This is a genomic window from Arthrobacter sp. BF1, from assembly GCF_056680215.1.
The window spans coordinates 2,589,158-2,605,662 of sequence record NZ_CM155271.1; the positions used below are offsets into that span (position 1 = coordinate 2,589,158).

11 protein-coding genes and 2 tRNA genes are annotated in these 16,505 nt (G+C 63.9%); 9 read left to right on the top strand and 4 right to left on the bottom strand.

Annotated features, from left to right (window positions below; translation table 11 throughout):
• Positions 1–68: 68 nt before the first annotated feature.
• From ilvN to ilvD, 3 genes are all read right to left on the bottom strand, one after another.
• Positions 69–581, bottom strand: a complete 513-nt coding sequence (gene ilvN, locus AC1MCD_RS12145; protein ID WP_190989779.1) for an acetolactate synthase small subunit — start codon at positions 579–581, stop codon at positions 69–71.
• A gap of 2 nt (positions 582–583) precedes the next feature.
• On the bottom strand, positions 584–2,491 hold the full coding sequence (locus tag AC1MCD_RS12150) for an acetolactate synthase large subunit (protein ID WP_498672251.1): 1,908 nt from the start codon (positions 2,489–2,491) through the stop codon (positions 584–586).
• A gap of 379 nt (positions 2,492–2,870) precedes the next feature.
• On the bottom strand, positions 2,871–4,592 hold the full coding sequence (gene ilvD, locus AC1MCD_RS12155; RefSeq protein ID WP_498672253.1) for a dihydroxy-acid dehydratase: 1,722 nt from the start codon (positions 4,590–4,592) through the stop codon (positions 2,871–2,873).
• A 274-nt stretch (positions 4,593–4,866) separates the two neighbouring features.
• On the opposite strand from ilvD, the gene AC1MCD_RS12160 reads away from it, so the two are divergent.
• From AC1MCD_RS12160 to AC1MCD_RS12170, 3 genes are all read left to right on the top strand, one after another.
• Positions 4,867–6,054, top strand: a complete 1,188-nt coding sequence (locus tag AC1MCD_RS12160) for a sunset domain-containing protein (RefSeq protein ID WP_498672255.1) — start codon at positions 4,867–4,869, stop codon at positions 6,052–6,054.
• 55 nt (positions 6,055–6,109) lie between these two features.
• Entirely contained in the window at positions 6,110–7,204 is a 1,095-nt protein-coding gene (locus AC1MCD_RS12165) for a PQQ-dependent sugar dehydrogenase (RefSeq protein WP_498672257.1), read from the top strand.
• A 115-nt stretch (positions 7,205–7,319) separates the two neighbouring features.
• Positions 7,320–7,395, top strand: a tRNA-Lys gene (locus AC1MCD_RS12170).
• A 156-nt stretch (positions 7,396–7,551) separates the two neighbouring features.
• On the opposite strand, the gene AC1MCD_RS12175 is transcribed toward AC1MCD_RS12170, so the two are convergent.
• Positions 7,552–8,007, bottom strand: a complete 456-nt coding sequence (locus AC1MCD_RS12175; RefSeq protein WP_498678315.1) for a MarR family winged helix-turn-helix transcriptional regulator — start codon at positions 8,005–8,007, stop codon at positions 7,552–7,554.
• Between the two features lie 95 nt (positions 8,008–8,102).
• Between AC1MCD_RS12175 and bcp the strand changes: the two genes are divergently transcribed.
• The 6 genes from bcp (at position 8,103) to AC1MCD_RS12205 (ending at position 16,452) form a co-directional block, all read left to right on the top strand.
• A complete protein-coding gene (bcp, locus tag AC1MCD_RS12180; protein ID WP_498672259.1) occupies positions 8,103–8,576 on the top strand; it encodes a thioredoxin-dependent thiol peroxidase in 474 nt (157 codons plus the stop codon).
• Between the two features lie 148 nt (positions 8,577–8,724).
• Positions 8,725–8,806: transfer RNA gene (locus AC1MCD_RS12185), tRNA-Leu, on the top strand.
• A gap of 242 nt (positions 8,807–9,048) precedes the next feature.
• Positions 9,049–9,726: a fasciclin domain-containing protein gene (locus AC1MCD_RS12190; protein ID WP_498672261.1), complete on the top strand. Its 678-nt coding sequence runs from the start codon at positions 9,049–9,051 to the stop codon at positions 9,724–9,726.
• 237 nt (positions 9,727–9,963) lie between these two features.
• On the top strand, positions 9,964–11,586 hold the full coding sequence (locus AC1MCD_RS12195; protein ID WP_498678317.1) for an ABC transporter substrate-binding protein: 1,623 nt from the start codon (positions 9,964–9,966) through the stop codon (positions 11,584–11,586).
• A 79-nt stretch (positions 11,587–11,665) separates the two neighbouring features.
• Positions 11,666–13,168, top strand: coding sequence for a malate:quinone oxidoreductase (locus AC1MCD_RS12200; RefSeq protein ID WP_498672262.1), 1,503 nt, complete (start codon positions 11,666–11,668; stop codon positions 13,166–13,168).
• A gap of 65 nt (positions 13,169–13,233) precedes the next feature.
• Complete coding sequence (locus AC1MCD_RS12205) at positions 13,234–16,452, top strand: efflux RND transporter permease subunit (protein WP_498672263.1); 3,219 nt, start codon at positions 13,234–13,236, stop codon at positions 16,450–16,452.
• Positions 16,453–16,505: the final 53 nt, after the last annotated feature.

The following is a 16,505-nucleotide window of genomic DNA, read 5'->3' on the forward strand; positions in this document are numbered from 1 at the left end:
AATAGTCTGTGGTGCTGCGGTACTGCACGGGCGTTGCGCAACGGGCGGAGCGGGGCTCCGCCGGCCTGTTATGCGCTGCGCAAGGCCCTGTCACTCATGGAGCGGGATCCCCGTCCAACGGCCAGGGTGCCGGACTGCACAATTTCGCGGATGCCGAAGGGCTCAAGCACTGAAAGCAGTGCTGTGAGCTTTTCGGGGTGGCCTGTTGCTTCAATGACCACGGAGTCTGTGGAGACGTCAACCACTGAAGCACGGAACAGGTCTGCAGCCTGGGTCACCTGCAGACGAGTTGCGGCATCCGCACGTACCTTGACCAGGATGTGGTCGCGCTGTACGGAAGATTCGGGGGTGAGCTCAACAATCTTGATCACGTTGACCAGTTTATTGAGCTGCTTGGTGACCTGTTCAATCAGTTCACCATCGGCGTCGACGACGACGGTCATCCGGGACATGCCCGGAACTTCCGTCGGGCCAACGGCCAGGGAATTGATGTTAAAGGCACGGCGGGCGAACAGGCTCGCGACGCGCGTCAAAACACCGGGCTTATCTTCAACCAGAACGGACAGTGTGTGGCGGGTCATGTTCAGTCCTCCTCTTCCCATTCCGGGGTCATGTTGCGGGCAACCTGGATCTGGTCGTTGCTCACGCCGGCGGGCACCATCGGCCACACCATGGAGTCGGGGCTCACCACAAAGTCGATGACCACGGGGCGGTCATTGATTTCGAGGGCCTTCTGGATGGTTGCATCGATGTCCTCGTCCCGTTCACAGCGGAACGAGGCACAGCCGTACGCGTCGGCCAGCTTGACGAAGTCCGGGATCCGGACGGTCTCATGGCCGGTGTTGAGGTCGGTGTTCGAGTAGCGGCCCTCGTAGAACAGCGTCTGCCACTGGCGGACCATGCCCAGCGAGGAGTTGTTGATGATGGCAACCTTGATGGGAATCTTGTTGATGGCGCAGGTGGCCAGTTCCTGGTTGGTCATCTGGAAGCAGCCGTCGCCGTCGATTGCCCAGACCACACGGTCCGGCGCGCCCACTTTGGCTCCCATGGCGGCAGGGACCGCATAGCCCATGGTGCCGGCACCGCCCGAGTTCAGCCAGGCGTGCGGGCGTTCGTACTTGATGAACTGCGCCGCCCACATCTGGTGCTGGCCAACACCGGCAACATAGATGCCTTCCGGGCCCGTCAAGGCGCCGATGCGCTGGATGACCCGTTGCGGGGCACTGAGCCCGTCCTCCGGCTCGGTCCAGCCCAGCGGGTAGGTTTCCTTAAGGTTGTTAAGGAACGCCCACCAGGTGGTGAGGTCCGGTGTGCCGGCGGTTTCGAACTGTGCGCGGACCGCCTCGGTGAGTTCGGGGATGATTTCCTTGACGGATCCCACGATCGGAACGTCCGCCGTGCGGTTCTTGGAGATTTCGGCGGGGTCGATATCCGCGTGGATCACCTTGGCGTGCGGCGCGAAGGACTTCAGGATGCCCGTCACCCGGTCATCGAAGCGGGCTCCGAGCGTGATGAGCAGATCCGACTGCTGCAGCGCCGTCACGGCAGAAACGGTGCCGTGCATACCCGGCATGCCCACGTGCTGCGGGTGGGAATCGGGGAAGACGCCGCGCGCCATCAGGGTGGTGACAACGGGGGCGCCGGTCAGTTCAGCCAACTCACGGAGTTCCGCAGCAGCATGTGCCTTCACTACACCGCCGCCCACGTACAGGACCGGCTTGCTGGCGGCCGCGATCAGCTTGGCCGCTTCACGGACCTGCTTGTTGTGTCCGCGGGTCACCGGCCGGTAGCCGGGGAGGTCGATCTTCGGCGGCCAGGAGAATGTCATCTGGCCCTGCTGGGCATCCTTGGCCACGTCCACCAGCACCGGACCGGGACGTCCGGTGGAGGCCAGGTGGAAGGCTTCGGCCATGACATGCGGGATGTCGTTGGGATCCGTCACCAGGAACGAGTGCTTAGTGATCGGCATGGTGATGCCAACAATGTCGGCTTCCTGGAACGCGTCGGTGCCAATCACACCGCTGGATACCTGGCCGGTTATGGCCACCAGCGGCACGGAGTCCATGTGGGCATCCATGATGGCGGTAACGAGGTTGGTGGCACCGGGGCCGGATGTGGCAATACAGACGCCCACCCGCCCGGTAACCATGGCGTAGCCTTGCGCGGCGTGGCCGGCTCCCTGTTCGTGACGGACCAGGACGTGATTCATCCTGGAGGCCATCAAGGGGTCATAGGTAGGCAGGATCGCGCCACCGGGCAAACCAAAAATATCGTCCACGCCGAGTTCTTCGAGCGAGCGGACAATAGCTTCTGAGCCGGTCATCACCGTTGGGGGTACAACGTTGTTCGGCCCAAGGACAGGAGAGACAGCGGCAAGATCAGTGACGACAGCGGCGTGGTCAGCCGTTCGGTCGGCACGTTCCGGAGCCTTGGGGGCTCCAGCGGACTTGGTAGCCATCAGCGAGGGGCTGATCGGCGATCCTTTGCTCATCGGACTCTTCCTTGTGGATCATTTGTTGTCTCGAAACTGCGGAAAATAAAAAAACCCCTCAGCCTGATGGCTCTTCGAGGGGTTGCGCGTGACGGTACGTTACCAGTCGGGCTATTCTGCCACGCGCTTGGTAAGGACGACGACTGCATCTGCAGCGGCGCAGCTAGTAACGTATGCGATCATGCGTTCAGTTTTCCCTCTGGGTGAGATGCCTGTCAACGAGGGTGGTGCGCATCTCACCATATGGACTCCATTGTCCACCAGTTGGGCTCCGTCCCCAACTAAGTAGCAGTAAATGTCGTTTTGAGCGCTCATAACGACACTTACTGCTACCTAGTTGGGCCCACCCAGCGGCCAGGGGTGAGCCCACCGGAAAGTGCTATCCGCAGTAGGCACCGGTGGAGGCGCTGTGGACGAGCTTGGCGTACTTGGCGAGCACACCCTTGGTGAACTTGGCCGGCAGAGGCTCCCAGCCGACCTTGCGGGACTCGAGCTCAGCTTCGTCGACCAGGAGGTCAAAGGAGCGGGCAGCGATGTCCACGCGGATCCGGTCGCCGTCCCTGACGAAGGCGATGGGGCCGCCGTCGGCCGCTTCGGGTGCGACGTGGCCGATGCACAGACCGGTGGTGCCCCCCGAGAAGCGACCGTCGGTCAGGAGCAGGACGTCCTTGCCCAGACCGGCGCCTTTGATGGCGCCGGTGATGGCGAGCATTTCTCGCATGCCCGGGCCGCCCTTGGGGCCTTCGTAGCGGATGACGACGACGTCCCCGGCGCGGATCTGGCCCTTGTCCAAGGCATCGAGCGCACCCTGCTCACGTTCGAACACGCGGGCGGTGCCTTCGAAAACATCGGCGTCGAAGCCTGCGCTCTTAACGACGGCGCCTTCCGGAGCCATGGAGCCGTGCAAGATGGTGATGCCGCCGGTTTTGTGGATCGGGTTGTCCATGGCCCGAAGGATCTTGCCGTCCAGGTCCGGCGGGTTGATCGCGGCCAGGTTTTCGGCAACCGTCTTGCCGGTGACCGTGAGGCAGTCACCGTGCAGCAGTCCGGCGTCGAGCAGTGCGCGCATGATGACCGGCACGCCGCCAATCCTGTCGACGTCGGTCATGACGTAGCGGCCGAAGGGCTTGAGGTCACCCAGGTGCGGGATCTTGTCGCCGATGCGGTTGAAGTCGTCCAGAGTCAGCTCAACCTCGGCCTCACGGGCAATGGCGAGGAGGTGGAGCACGGCGTTGGTGGAGCCGCCGAAGGCCATGGTCACGGCGATGGCGTTCTCGAACGCCTTCTTGGTCATGATGTCGCGGGCAGTGATGCCCAGGCGGAGCAGGTTAACCACTGCTTCGCCGGACTTGCGGGCGAATTCATCACGACGGCGGTCTGCCGAGGGTGGAGCTGCAGAGCCGGGCAGGGACATGCCCAGCGCCTCGCCGATGCAGGCCATGGTGTTGGCCGTGTACATGCCGCCGCAGGCACCTTCGCCCGGGCAAATGGCCTTTTCGATGCGGGTGAGGTCTTCCATGCTCATCTTGCCGGCGGCGCAGGCGCCAACAGCTTCGAAGGCATCGATGAGGGTGACTTCCTTCTCGGAGCCGTCCTCAAGCTTGACCCAGCCGGGCATTATGGAGCCGGCGTACAGGAAGACGCTGGCCAGGTCCAGGCGGGCTGCGGCCATCAGCATTCCGGGCAGGGACTTATCGCAGCCGGCCAGCAGGACCGAGCCGTCGATGCGCTCTGCCTGCATCACGGTTTCCACGGAGTCGGCGATGACTTCGCGGGAGACCAGGGAGAAGTGCATGCCTTCGTGGCCCATCGAGATGCCGTCTGAAACGGAGATGGTGCCGAACTGCATGGGGAATCCGCCGCCGGCGTGGACGCCTTCCTTGGCACCCTGGGCCAGCCGGTTCAGGGAGAGGTTGCACGGTGTGATTTCGTTCCAGGAACTTGCCACGCCAATCTGGGGCTTCGCGAAGTCGTCATCGCCCATGCCAACGGCACGGAACATGCCACGCGCGGGGGCGGCGTGGATCCCGTCGGTGACGACCCTGCTGCGGGGCTTGATGTCGGGCTTGTTCTCGGTTGTTGCTGGGGCGTCGGCGCTCATGGCTCAAAGTCTATGGCTATGACGCTGATACGGACGACCAGGCGGCGCAGCTTTTGGTCTATTTCAAGAATATTCAGTTCAAATAGTGGACTCGTGTCTCAAATAATGAGATTCAGGATGGCTGTGGCCGCTACGGGGCACGGTCGCCTAGTCTGGCGAGCCCAGTCCCGGCGTCGAACCGCCCGCCCTGCCTCCAGCGACCTAGACAGTGCCGTTCGCACCGACGTACCGTCATGAAACGGCAACCATGCCATCAGGACTGAAAGGCCCCGCTATGGATTTTGTCATCTGGATCATTGTGATCGTGCTGATTGTCGGCGTTGTGTGGTGGCTGCTGAACCGAAGCAACTCCACGAAGAAGGGCAGCGCGACGCCCCGCCGGACTGACGGCGGCCTGTCCGGCGGAAGCGCGGCGGCCTCAGCAGAAGCGGCCGGCACTGCCGGCCTCCCCAGTGCTGCAGGTTTCGGCAGCGCTGCGGAACCCACTCCCCCGACTACAGCCGACGACGACCTGGAGCGGTCGGGTGCACCAGGGCACCAGCAACCTGTTGGCGCGCCGGAGTCCATCGACGAAAGAAACGCAGTCGGCGAAAAGAACGCGATGGCAGGACAGGATGCCGGCGCCCTCCAGGATTTCAGGGCGGCCGAGCCGCTGGAGCCCGAGAAGATGAGGCTTCCTGCGGAAACCGCGCCTGCTGCGGAGCCCCTGGCGGCCCAGGAACCTCTCGCTCGTCAGGAACCCCTGGCGGCCCAGGGACCAGCGGCAAGCCCCGAGCCCACCTCGCCGATCGAGGCGATGGCGCGTGAGGATGCATCTAACGGAGAGGGATTCGCGGCCCGGCAAGCGGAGGACGAGTGGGAAACGCAGTGGTCAGAAGCTGGCGGGTCGGCCCACTCAGCCCACTCCACCAGCCCCGGACTTGCCGGCGCTGCAGCCACCGGCACTTCTGCCACGGGCGCTCCAGCCACACCGCTGGCCGAACCGACGCCAGGTCAGGGGTCCGTCTCGGAGACAACCGAGAGTGCCCACTACATCCATCACGCCGAGTACACCGATCCGCATGCCCCCACGCTCCCTGGAGCCGAAACAGCCGCTGCGGACGACGTCTCGGGCGATCTGTCGGGCAGCCTGTCGGATGAAGGCTCTGCAGTAGAAGGCCAGCAATCGGTCCGGTTGGATGACGCGACGGCGGCACGAACGGCGTCGGCCACCGGGTACGAACCGGCGTCTGAACCGATCGGCCACCTAGCGGCGGAGCACCCCTACGGCGCCGGCTCGGCCTCGCCCGGCCCTGACGGCAGCGGCCCGGCTGATTACGTGGTCAAGGGCGATGCCGGCGCGATGGTCTACTACGAGGAAGGGCACCCCGACTATGAGCAGACCACGGCAGAAGTCTGGTTTGAGTCGGCGGCCCACGCGGAGGCCGCAGGATTCCGGGCCCCCAGGAGGACCCGCTTCTGACAGCGCCGTAATATCGGCCCGGTCCTTCCGGGCTGCAGGACTCCCTGCCGGGGCCATGGCGCTGTGCCTCGCATTGTTCCTCTCAGGGTGCACGGGGAGTGGAAACGACGGCCCAACAGGAAGTATCACAGAGACGGGCGCCGCCCCCACCGGGGCGGGCAGCGGGACGGGCAGCGCCGCCGTCCCGGCCCCCGGCCCAAGAATCCTGAAGCGCCTTGAGCTGCAGCTCAGCATTCCGTGGGCAGCCGTATTTCTGCCGAACGGCACGGCCATCATCTCAGAACGTGAATCTGCGCTGCTCAAGGCCGTGAAGGATGGCCGAGCCACCACGATGGGCCAGGTTCCCGGCGTCAGCCCCGCTGGGGAAGGCGGCCTGCTTGGCCTCGCCCTCTCCCCCGACTTCGGAACCGACAGCTACCTCTACCTCTACTACACGTCTCCTCAGGACAACCGCATCGCCAGGGTCAAGCTGGCAGAAACACCCGGCGGCCCCTTGACCTTTGATGCGCCGGAGGTTGTTTTCACCGGGATCCCCAAGGCATCAACCCACAACGGCGGCAGAATCAGGTTTGGCCCGGACGGTTACCTCTATGTGGGCACAGGTGACTCCCAGCGCAGGGAACAGCCGCAGGACCCCAACGCGCTGGGTGGGAAGATCCTGAGGATCACGGCTGATGGCCAGCCCGCCCCTGGCAACCCCTTCGGCAACGCCGTGTATAGCCTCGGGCACCGCAACGTCCAGGGACTCGCCTGGGATAGTGACGGGCGGCTGTGGGCCAGCGAATTCGGCCCGGACGTAAACGACGAGCTGAACCTCATCCTGCCGGGCGGCAATTATGGCTGGCCCGCGGTAACAGGCACACCACACCGCGAAGGGTACCTGGATGCCAAGGTCGTGTGGCCTTCGACGGCGGATTCCTCACCGAGCGGCCTGGAGATTGCCGGCTCCACGGCTTACCTCGGCGCCCTGCGCGGTCAGCGCCTCTGGACCGTTGCCCTCAGCGGCGAGGACGCCGGCACGCCTGTGGCCTATTTCACAGGCGAGTACGGCAGGATCCGGGACGTCATCCGGACCCCCGATGGCGGGTTTTGGCTGCTGAGCAACAATCAAAACCCTGATTTTGTGCTGGTTTTGGCCCCGCCGACCTGAGCATCCTCATCCCCCGCCCGTCGATTTCACATGCACCGGAAGTTCGTGTAGAGTTTCATGTCGTTGCGGAGATCAACCGGGAAAGAAAAAGCCACGAAGATCACCGCAAAGAGATGCACCTCTAGCTCAATTGGCAGAGCAATTGACTCTTAATCAATGGGTTCCGGGTTCAAGTCCCGGGGGGTGCACCAAGGGAAAAACAGCCCCTGGCACGCGGAAGCGCTGCCAGGGGCTGTTTCTTTTGTGCCCGAAATCCTCCAACTAAAAACCGGCACCACCGCTGCGGAATCTGCAGGAGTGATGCCGGTGAGTTTCCGGGGATCGGCGAATTTTTTCGCCGGGCGCTCCTAGGCCAGCGGGGCGCCGTCCACCAGGGCGCGGGTGGCCGGCGATGAGAACTGACTGGCCAGCTCGCGGACAACAGCCTGGAGCTCATGCCGCAGGAGGTCAGGATCGATGGTTGCCGCGGCCAGCACTGAGCGCTCCATCTCAACGGCGGCGTCCGCCGCTTCCCGGCCACTGTCGGTGAGGGATACCACCTGACTGCGTCGGTCAGAGGTGCTGCGAACGCGGGCGATGTGGCCGTGGGCCTCCAGCCGCGTGAGCGTCTTCCCCATGGTCTGGGCCTGTACCCGAACAAACTGGGCGAGCTGTGCCTGGGTCATAGGACCCTGAGCTGCGAGCACTTCAATGGCTATTACGCCTGCATGCGTCAGCCCGATGGCGCCGAGCTTTTCGTTCCAGGAGTGTTCCACGAGGCGCGCCGCGGTGGACAATAAGCGCCCTGTGGGCCAGCGATCCATGTCAGGCATACCTGCAAGTATAGCTAAGGCTGGTTAGCATCGATTCCAGATGCTTACTAGGGTGGAATGTCCCGCCTGCAACAAGGAGATCAACATTGGCTGAAAGACTTCTGCCCGGTGCCGTGGCGCCCGGCTTCACTTTGAAGGATTCGTCGGGTCAGGACGTGGCACTGGCTCCGGGCCGCGGCGCCGGTACCATCGTCTATTTCTATCCGGCGGCGTCCACCCCCGGTTGCACCAAACAGGCATGCGACTTCCGCGACAATCTGGCGTCCTTCACCGCGGCCGGCTACCGCGTCCTGGGCGTCTCCCCCGATTCCGTCGAAAAGCTCGCCGCATTTGCCGCCAACGAAGACCTCAGTTTCCCGCTGCTGTCCGACGAAGACCATGCTGTGGCCGAGGCCTACGGGGCATGGGGCGAAAAGAAAAACTACGGACGGACCTACGAAGGGCTGATCCGTTCCACCATCGTCATCGATCCAGACGGCAAGGTGGCGTTGGCCCAATACAACGTGCGGGCCACCGGGCACGTCGCGAAACTGCGGCGCGACCTCAAACTGGACGCATAGCGGCAACACGTCTGCAAGAACGCCACAGCGCCGGGGGCTGACAGGATCGGCACCCGGCCGAGGCTACAATGGAAACTGGCATCCGCCGTCGTACGTTTTGTTCCCGGTCCAGCCCGCTGGCCGGAGCAAAAACACCGTCAGCTGCCAAGCGCGAGTGGTGAAATTGGCAGACACGCAGGATTTAGGTTCCTGTGCCTTCGGGCGTGGGGGTTCAAGTCCCCCCTTGCGCACAGTTACCCAGAGATCCCGGGCTCTACGGCCCGGGATCTCTGCATTTAAGCGGCTGACCCCAAAAACAGACTGATTGAAGAAACTCCTTTCGATCCACCCATCCATTTCGGAACTCCGCCCGAATACCCCATGAGACACCAGCCAAGGGCAGGTGCCCGATAGTCGGAACAGGTCACGCGGCAGGCGCCACGTCTGCGGCAGGCAAGAAATCGGCAGAAACCAAATAACTAGGAGAACCGAAATGCAGTCATTCAAGCGCACATCCTTCACCGTCGCAGGCGTTGCAACTGCAGCCCTGCTTGGACTTACGGCTTGTGGCGGATCAACCACAACAGCACCTAGCTCCTCCGCTCCGTCAGCTGCACCGATGACGTCCAGCATGGCCCCTTCACCGTCAATGACCGCCAGCGCCGCCGCCATGGACCCGGCAGCGAACCTGGTGGGACCGGGCTGCGCCGGCTACGCCGAGAAGGTCCCCACCGGCGCGGGCTCCGTTGCCGGCATGGCCCTTGACCCGGTAGCGGTGGCCGCCTCCAACAACCCCATCCTGACCACCCTCACGGCCGCCGTTTCAGGCAAGCTGAACCCGAAGGTTGACCTCGTGGACACGCTTAACGGCGGCGAGTTCACGGTCTTCGCCCCGGTGGACGATGCGTTCGCGAAGATCGACGCGGCAACCATCGAGACGCTTAAGACCGACGACGCCCTGCTGAGCAAGATCCTGACCTACCACGTAGTTCCTGGCCAGATCACTCCTGACAAGATCGCCGGCACCCACGCCACAGTCCAGGGCGGTTCGGTTACCGTGACCGGCAGCGGGGATGCGCTTAAGGTCGACGGCGCCAGCGTCATCTGCGGCGGCGTCAAAACCAAAAACGCCACCGTTTACCTGATCGACTCGGTGCTGATGCCCAAGTAATACACCCGAACTGCCACCGGCCACCGGCGGCACCAGGGACCCGCAGCGGCCCGTTTCCACCAGGAACGGGCCGCTACCATGCCCAGGGCAAAGCGTTACCGGGAACACCGGGCACCGTCAATTAGACTGTGTCCTTGGCCCGCAGCAGGCGGCGCCGGCCAGAAATAGCCCAGAGGTGATAGACGAGTGCCCAGCAGTACATCGCGGCGAACGGTCATCAAGACCGGCGCCGTTCTTATGGCATTAGGCCTGACAGCCTGTACCGGCACCCCCTCGCCGTCACCGTCGTCAACGTCGCCCACAGCGCCGGCCACGGCATCCGAGCCCACCGAAACGTTCACCTTCGGCACAGCATCCCAGCCTTTGGGGCTGGACCCGGCACTATCAAGCGATGTGGAAAGCTACCGGATCACCCGCCAGATCCTTGAGGGACTGGTGGGAGTCGACCAGACCACCGGAAAACCCACCCCGCTGCTGGCTACGGAATGGACCGAATCGAACGAAGGCCGCACCTACACCTTTAAGCTCCGCACCGGCGTTTTCTTCCAGGACGGCACGCCATTCAACGCCGATGCCGTATGCCACAACTTCAACCGCTGGTTCGCGTTCCCCGCGGAACTGCGCATGCAGGCGCCGGGAATCTCTTTCAAGAGCGTGTTCAAGGCCCATTCAGACGACGCTGCCCTCTCCATTTTCAAGAGCTGCACCGCAGAATCCACCGACACCGTCCGGATCGACCTCACGCAGCCCTTCACGGCCTTCCTGCAGGCACTCACCCTGCCGGCCTTTGCCGTCGCCTCCCCCGCAGCGCTGACCACAGGCACCGCCGATGTGCTCAACCAGACGCGGTACGGCAACCCTGTCTCCGCATTTGCGACCAACCCCGTGGGCACAGGACCGTACAGCCTGGCCGCCTGGGACGAAACCAGCGTCCGCCTGGTCACCCACAAGGAGTACTGGGGTGACCGCGGGCAGATAGCCACCATAAATTTCGTTACGTACGACCACCCGCAGACACGCCTGCAGGCCCTGTTGGACGGCAAGATCGACGGCTACGACGCCGTCACGGTGGGGAACTTCGACCAACTCGTCAAACGGGGCATGCAAATCGTCCAGCGCGATCCGTTCTCGGTGATGTACCTGGGCATGAACCAGGAAGTCCCGATCCTCCAGAACCTGAAGATCCGCCAAGCCATTGAGCTGGCGATCGACAAGGACACCCTGATCCGCAAGTTCTTCATCGACAACACGGCAAAGGCCACGCAGTTCGTGCCGCCCAAGATCAGCGGCTTCAACAACGAAGCCCCGGAATTGGGCCACGATCCGGCCAAGGCGAAGGCCTACCTCGTCGAAGCGGGCTACGCCGGGGAAGAGCTCCGGTTCTACTACCCGCTGAACGCCACCCGGCCCTACCTTCCCACGCCGGAGAAAATCTATGCGGAGCTCAGCAGGCAACTAACCGCCGTCGGGTTCAACATCAAGCCGGTCCCGGTGGACTGGTCCGACGGCTACCTCCAAAAGGTCCAGTCGCCCGGGGACCACGCCCTGCACCTGCTCGGCTGGAACGGCGCCTATTCAGACGCCGAAAACTTCGTGGGGCCCCTTTTCGGGGAAAAGAACGGCGAGTTCGGCTACCACGATCCACAGGTCTTCTCCAAGATCAACCGCGCCCGGGGCCTGCCCGCCGGCAAGGAACGTGATGAGCAGTACCACACCATCAATGCCCAAATTGCCGCCACTGTCCCGGCTGTTCCCATCGCCTTCCCGATTTCGGCACTTGCTCTCTCGGACCGCGTCAGTAGCTACCCGGCGTCCCCGGTACTAAGTGAAGTTTTCACGAAGGTGCAGCTAAAGCCTTGACGGCAGGGCCCAATTTCAGTATGAGGCCCGGGCAGGGATATTCTGTGACAGCCAGAGCCGCTGCTATCGGAGACTGATTGTGACCTTCATATCCAAGACCCAACATGCCGACGTCGTACTGATTGGCGGCGGCATCATGAGCGCCACCCTCGGGGCGTTCATCAAGCAGCTCGAGCCGAACTGGACCATTTCCCTGTTTGAGCGCCTGGACCAGCCGGGTCTGGAAAGCTCCGACCCCTGGAACAATGCCGGAACAGGCCACGCCGCACTGTGCGAGCTCAACTACTCCCCCGCAGCCAAGGACGGCTCGGTGGATCCTGCCAAGGCGCTGCTGATCAACGAACAGTTCCAGCTGTCGCGGCAGTTCTGGTCCCATCTGGTGGACGAGAAGCTGATCGGCTCGCCGAAGGGCTTTATCAACACGGTCCCGCACATGAGTTTTGTGATCGGTGAGAACAACACCAACTTCCTCAAGACCCGCTACGAAGCGCTCAAGTCCCACACTCTGTTCCGCAGCATGGAGTACTCCGAGGACCACGCGCAGATCGCCAAGTGGGCGCCGCTCATCGTCAAGGGCCGCGACCCCAAGCAGCGCATCGCCGCCACCCGGGCAGCTGAGGGCACCGACGTCGACTTCGGGGCGCTGACCCGTGAGCTGACCACCTACCTGGGCAATAACGGCGTCGAGGTCAACTACGGCCACGAGGTCAGCGGCATCACCAAAGCGTCCGACGGCGGCTGGGACCTTTCGCTGAAGTACCCGGCTTCCGGCGAGCACGGGAAGATCCATGCCAAGTTTGTGTTCGTCGGCGCGGGCGGCGGTGCCTTGCACCTCCTGCAGGCCTCCGGAATCCCGGAGAGCAAGGGTTACGGCGGATTCCCCGTTTCCGGTCAGTTTTTCCGCTGCACGGACGAGACCCTCGCGGCCCAGCACAGCGCCAAGGTTTACGGCCAGGCGTCCGTGGGCGCCCCGCCCATGTCCGTCCCGCACTTGGACACCCGCTACGTCAACGGCAAGCGCTCCCTCCTATTCGGCCCGTACGCCGGTTTCTCCACCAACTTCCTGAAGAACGGCTCGTATCTGGACCTGCCGCTGTCCATCCGCCCCAGCAACATCATTCCGATGCTTGCCGTGGCCAAGGACAACATGGACCTCACGGCCTACCTCGTCAAAGAGGTGGCCAAGCGCCATGGTGACAAGGTGGAGGCGCTTCGCGAGTACTACCCCGAGGCCAAGGACGGGGACTGGGAACTGATCACCGCCGGCCAGCGTGTACAGATCATCAAGAAGGATCCGAAGAAGGGCGGCGTGCTGCAGTTCGGCACTGAGGTGATCGCCGGCCGCGACGGTTCGATCGGTGCGCTCCTGGGCGCGTCGCCCGGCGCGTCGACGGCGGTACCCATCATGATCGAACTGATGCAGAAAGCCTTCCCGAAGAACTTCAAGGGCTGGCAGGGCAAGCTGAAGGATATGATGCCCGGCTACGGCGTGAAGCTCGACGAGAACCCGGCCCTGGCTGCGGAACTCGAAGCGGCCACCGCCAAGGCACTCCGGCTGGAAAGCGTTCCCGCCCACCACTGATGCACCGCCGGCCTGGCGGGCAGGTCCGGTACTAGCAGTCCGTCAATCCCACAGGAGACCAAGCGATGTTCCGGCTGGCACAACTTTCACTGGCAAACCGGGCACTGATCGCGCTGATCACCGTCTTCGCATCGGTGTTCGGCGTGATCACCATGTCATCGCTGAAGCAGGAACTCATCCCCTCCATCGAGTTCCCGCAGATCACTGTACTGACCCCCATGCCGGGCGCGTCCCCCGAAGTGGTGGACAAGCAGGTCAGTGCGCCTCTGGAAACGGCTCTGAACGGTGTGGAGGGCCTGGAGTCAACCTCCTCGACCTCGCGCAACGGCTCGTCGCAGATCACCATGGTCTTCACCTATGGGACAAACCTTGACCGGGCCCGGAACCAGATCGACCGGGCCATCTCCAACGCCAAGCGTTCGCTCCCGGCAGATGTCCAGCCCCAGGCGTTCGCCGGCAGCATCAGCGACTTCCCCATCGTGTTCCTCGCGGTGTCCTCGGACAAGCCGCTCAGCGAACTGAACTCGGACCTCCAGCGGCTCTCCGTCCCCCGGCTCCAGAAGATCGACGGCGTCCGCGGCGCCGACGTGACCGGCGGCGCGACCCAGCACATCGAGGTCCTCCCGCGGCCCGAAGCGATGGCCGCCAGCGGCGCCAGCATAGAGTCCATCCGGAACGCGCTGAAGAACAACGGCTCATTGATCCCGGCGGGCACCATCGAGGAACAGGGCAAGACCCTGTCCCTGCAGATCGGCAGCCCGGTGGACTCCCTGGACACCATCAGGTCGCTGCCGCTGGGCGGCGCCAAAAACGCGGCAACGATCGGGACGGTCGCGGACGTCAGCCTCAAAGACAACGAACGCACTTCCATTACCCGGACCAACGGCCAGGAAACGCTGGCGGTTTCGGTCACCAAGAAGCCTGGAGGCGACACCGTGGGCATTTCCCACGCCGTGAACGACTCGCTGCCCGCCCTTGAGGCGGAACTGGGATCCAACGCCAAGTTCACGGCCGTGTTTGATCAGGCTCCGTTCATCGAGAAGTCCATCAAGGACCTCACCACCGAGGGCCTGCTGGGGCTGGGCTTCGCGGTTGCCGTCATCCTGGTTTTCCTGATGTCCGCCCGCTCCACCCTGGTGACGGCGGTGTCCATCCCCCTTTCGCTCCTGGTGACTTTCATCGGACTCTCGGCGACGGGCTATTCGCTGAACATCCTGACCTTGGGCGGGCTCACCATCGCGATTGGTCGGGTGGTGGACGACTCCATTGTGGTGATCGAGAACATCAAGCGCCACCTCAGCTACGGCGAGGAAAAAGTGGCCGCCATCCTCACCGCGATCCGCGAAGTGGCCGGCGCCATCACTGCCTCGACGCTGACCACCGTGGCCGTTTTCCTGCCGATCGCCTTCGTGGGCGAACTCGCGGGCGAATTGTTCCGGCCCTTCGCGCTGACGGTCACCATGGCGCTGCTGGCATCTCTCCTGGTCTCGTTGACCATCGTTCCGGTCCTCGCCTACTGGTTCCTCAAGAGCCCGGCCGTTGCCGCAGGCTCCGCCGCCGCCCGTGAAGCTGCTGCCACCGCCCGGGCCAAGGCGCACGAGTCCGAACAGAAGAGCCCGCTGCAGCGCGGGTACCTCCCAATCTTAAACAAGACCCAGAAGCATCCGGTGTGGACCCTTGTTGCCGCCCTCCTGGTGCTCGGCGGGACAGGTGCCATGACACCGCTTCTGGCCACAAACCTCCTCGGCGATTCCGGCCAGAACAGCATGACGGTCCGCCAGGTGTTGCCGGCGGGGACGAGCCTTGCCGACACCAGTTCCGCGGCGGTAAAGCTTGAAGAAGTCCTCCGCGGCATTGAGGGGGTCAAGAACGTCCAGGTCACCTCCGGCAACGCGCAGGCCGGCTTCGCCGCCCTCACCTCATCCGGCTCCTCCAACTCCACGTTCACCGTGGTGACGGACGAGAAGGTGAACCAGGCAAAGCTTCAGGAAACGGTCCGCAAGAAACTGGCCGAGGTGGCCGATTCCGGGAAGGTCACTGTCGGCTCCCAGCAGGGCGGCTTTGGCACGTCCTCCACCGTGGATATCACCATCAAGGCAGCGACGTCCGAGAACCTCCGCACGGCCAGTGACGCCATGGTGGAAGCCATGACCGGTGTGCCGGAGACCAGTGAGGTGACCACCAACCTCGCGGCCAGCCAGCCAGTGGTACAGGTCAAGGTTGACCGCGCCAAAACTGCCGCCGCCGGACTCAACGAGGAGCAGGTGGCCGGCGTCCTGGCAGCCACGATCAGCCCCATCCCGGCCGGCACGGTCCGGATCGATACCAATGACTTCCCCGTCCAGATCGGCAAAGGGACCCGGTTCACCAGCATCGACGCGGTGCGCAGCATCGCGTTGCCGGCCGCGGCCGGATCCGTGACACTGGGCAGCATCGCCTCCGTTGAGAAGGTGGACGTACCGGTTTCCATCACCGCCAGCAACGGCCAGCGGACCGCGAAAGTGTCAGTCACGCCGTCGGGCTCCAACCTCGGCGCGGTGAACGCAGAGGTGCAGAAGCGCCTCGCGGACGTCAGCCTGCCCGCCGGAGTTACGGCAGAACTCGGCGGCGCCACCACCCAGCAGGCGGAGTCCTTCCGGCAGTTGGGCCTGGCGCTCCTCGCGGCCATCGCCATTGTGTACGTCATCATGGTGGCCACGTTCAAGTCCCTGGTCCAGCCGCTGATCCTGCTGGTCTCGGTTCCCTTTGCAGCCACCGGAGCCGTTGCGCTGCTCCTGGCGACCGGCGTTCCCCTGGGCCTGCCGTCGCTGATCGGCATGCTGATGCTCGTGGGAATCGTGGTCACGAACGCGATCGTGCTCATCGACCTCATCAACCAATACCGGCAGCCGCGGAACGGCCTGCCGGGCATGACCGTGGCGGACGCCATCACGCACGGCGCACGCCAGCGCCTGCGCCCCATCCTGATGACCGCCCTCGCCACTGTTTTCGCCCTGACCCCCATGGCGCTGGGCCTGACCGGGGGCGGCGGTTTTATCTCCCAGCCACTTGCGGTGGTGGTCATCGGCGGGTTGGTGTCCTCCACTGCCCTGACGCTGGTTCTGGTTCCCGTGCTGTACCGGCTCGTGGAAGGGCGGCGTGAGCGCAAAACGCTGCTTCGCGCCATGCAGGCGCGCCCCGAGTTTGCGGGGGCGGACGACGTCGACGCAGAGTTCAGCGACTGGACCACCGGCATGACGCCCAAGGTCAGCGGCCGCCGCGCCGCCGCGGGCGACCCCGAGTAAAACAGGGAATATTCGGTTCCGTGCTGCGTTATATCTGGCGGTACATGCAAATG